General features: G+C 36.2%; 2 protein-coding genes. Both read right to left on the bottom strand.

Annotated elements, in window-relative coordinates; all coding sequences use genetic code 11:
• Positions 1 to 161 precede the first annotated feature (161 nt).
• The gene (istB, locus tag E0F89_RS16960; RefSeq protein ID WP_131910895.1) at positions 162 to 899 is read right to left on the bottom strand and encodes an IS21-like element helper ATPase IstB; all 738 of its coding nucleotides are present in this window, start codon (positions 897 to 899) and stop codon (positions 162 to 164) included.
• A gap of 17 nt (positions 900 to 916) precedes the next feature.
• The gene (istA, locus tag E0F89_RS16955; RefSeq protein ID WP_131910894.1) at positions 917 to 2,464 is read right to left on the bottom strand and encodes an IS21 family transposase; all 1,548 of its coding nucleotides are present in this window, start codon (positions 2,462 to 2,464) and stop codon (positions 917 to 919) included.
• Positions 2,465 to 2,644: the final 180 nt, after the last annotated feature.

Genomic DNA, 2,644 nt, shown 5'->3' with positions numbered 1-2,644 from the left:
TGCAAATTCCAGTGATATTGACCACCCAATTCCAATTTAAAGTGAGCACCTGATTCCAATTCAAAATGACCACCTAATTCCGGAGCAAAATGACCACCTCCATTTTTCATTAAAAACTACTTTTTTTCATCTGTTAATTAGTATTCAAATATACTTAAATATTAGCTTTTGTTTATGCCCCTTTTTTTTCTCATAGATTCTCCGTGCAATTCGATTCGGTGAGATTGATGTATCAGCCTATCCAAAATTGCATCAGCTATTGTTTTTTCTCCAATGATGTCATACCAGCCTTGCACTGGGATTTGTGATGTTACAATTATAGAGCCATTATTATGTCTGTCTTCAATGATCTCTAAAAGGGTAATTCGGTTATGACTATCTAATGCTTGGAGTCCAAAATCGTCCAGTATAATAACATCTTGCCGTTCTATTCTTGCCAGTTCTCGAAGATAAGAACCATCTGCTTTGGCCATTTTTAATTTAGCAAACAACTTTGAAGTATTAAAATAACTTACCTTAAAACCCTGTATACAGGCTTGATAACCTAATGCTGTACCTAAATAACTCTTACCTACACCAGTACTTCCTGTGATTAAAATGTTTTCGTTTTTCTCTACAAATTCGCATTCTGCCAGACGTAGCACCATGTTTCGATCCAGATTACGGGTTTGGTCAAAATTGATACTTTCAATATTTGATTTGTAATGGAATCGGGCATTTTTGATACTGCGTTCAATGCGACGATTATGTCTTTCATCCCATTCGGCATCAATAAGCATCGATACAAACTGATCAAGTGTGTAATGGTCAGTTTTCCCGCTTTCAATGGCGGTTTTAAAAGCATTATGCATACCATAAAGCTTCATTTGTTTCATTTTTGTTACTGTAGATTCATTCATGATTATTGGGTTTTAATTTAATTATAATACTGTTTTCCTCTGATGTTGCCGTGAACAGGGAGTTCCTGCTCGGGTTCTTGTTCAAAATCAATGTGGTCTAGGTTGTTTTCTAAAATATTTTGTATGGTCTTAAAATTGTAAATTTTAAAATCAAGTGCCCGTTTACAGGCATTTATTAATCGCTGCTTGCCTACCTTTTTCTCGAAGTTTAGTATTCCCAGACAACTTTTATAGGCTTGTTCGGGGTGGTTTCTGCTTTCGATTATTTGCAAAATATATTCTCCTACGGATTCATCAATACTACTGGCCCAATCAATGAAGCGGGCAGCGCTCCATTGGGCTACAAATTGGTGGGTACTGGCTAAATGTTCTGGGGTTGTGGTATAGACATAAGGTTTGTAATTCCTCGGATGAATGGCTATTCGATTGTATTTGTAATAGATCTCTACCGTTGATTTGGTATACAAGAGTTTCGCTTTTTTCTTTACATATTGATACGGAACACTATAGTAATTTTTGTCTTGACTTAATTGGACATGTCCGTTTTGCATCACCGTTGCAAAGGATTGGTATTTGATTTCAAAGCGTTCTTGTGGTAGTGGGCGTAGTTTTTGTTTCTCATCTTCTAAAAACAATTCTTTACGGGAGTAAGGACGTCCTGTGAGTTTTCGACTATTATGAGCATCTAATAAATCCCATATCTGCTGGTTTAATTCTTCTAGAGAAAAGAATTTGGTTTCTTTTAGAGTTACGTAAATCCTTCTGTACAATATCTTTACCGCACCTTCAACCAATGATTTATCCCTTGGTTTATAAGCCCTGGCAGGTAAGATTGTGGTTTGATAATATTCCGCTAAATCAGCCAGGGTTTCATTGATTGTTGGCTCAAAACGACTGCTTTTTATCACTGCAGATTTTAAATTATCGGGAACAATTGCCGCAGGAGTACCTTCAAAAAAACGCATGGCATTTTCTACCGAAGTAACAAAATCTTCCTTTTGTTGGCTCATGGAAGCTTCTGCATAGGTATATTGGCTGGCTCCCAATATGGCTACAAAAAACTGTACTTCTTTGATTTCTCCGGTATCTTTATCAATGATGGAGAGTGTTTTTCCGGCATAATCCACATACATTTTATCACCGGCTTTGTGATTCATATGCATTACAGGATTGACTCGTTTACCCCATACTTTGTAATGATGAGCAAATTGCGAACTCCTGTAACCATCGGGGTTTACGGCAATATATTGCTCCCACATATGTTGTACGGTAACGCCAACTTTCTTTAGTTCACGTTCCATTTTAGGGAAAAAATCGTATAGGATCTGCAATTTGGGACTAATGGATTCCACAGTAGTCTGTGAAAACAAAAGTTCTAGTTCTGCATCTGTTTTTCTATCAATTAATTCAAAGTTTAATCCGAGAACTTCAAATAAAGAAATATACTTCTTTACCGTATTCCTGGAAAGGGATAAGTAGCTACTTATAAACAACTTACTCTTTCCTTCACAATAGAATTTAATTACTTTTCTAATTTTACTCATGTCTGTTATTTTGTTTGCCATAATCCGTATTTTTTTAACGAATGTATGGTGCTAACAACATGAAAAAGTCAGTAGTTTTTAATAATCAATTTACCCCAAAATTAGGTGGTCAATTTGAACTGGAAAGTGGTGGTCAGTTTGCTCCGGAACTGGTGGTCAATTTACACTGGAAAGTGGTGGTCAATTTGACCGGTTTTTCCA

The sequence above is a fragment of the Flavobacterium caseinilyticum genome (genome assembly GCF_004349085.1).
Lineage (GTDB): Bacteria > Bacteroidota > Bacteroidia > Flavobacteriales > Flavobacteriaceae > Flavobacterium > Flavobacterium caseinilyticum.
Note: the sequence above shows the minus strand (reverse complement) of the source record. Positions and strands in the feature narration are given on the sequence as shown.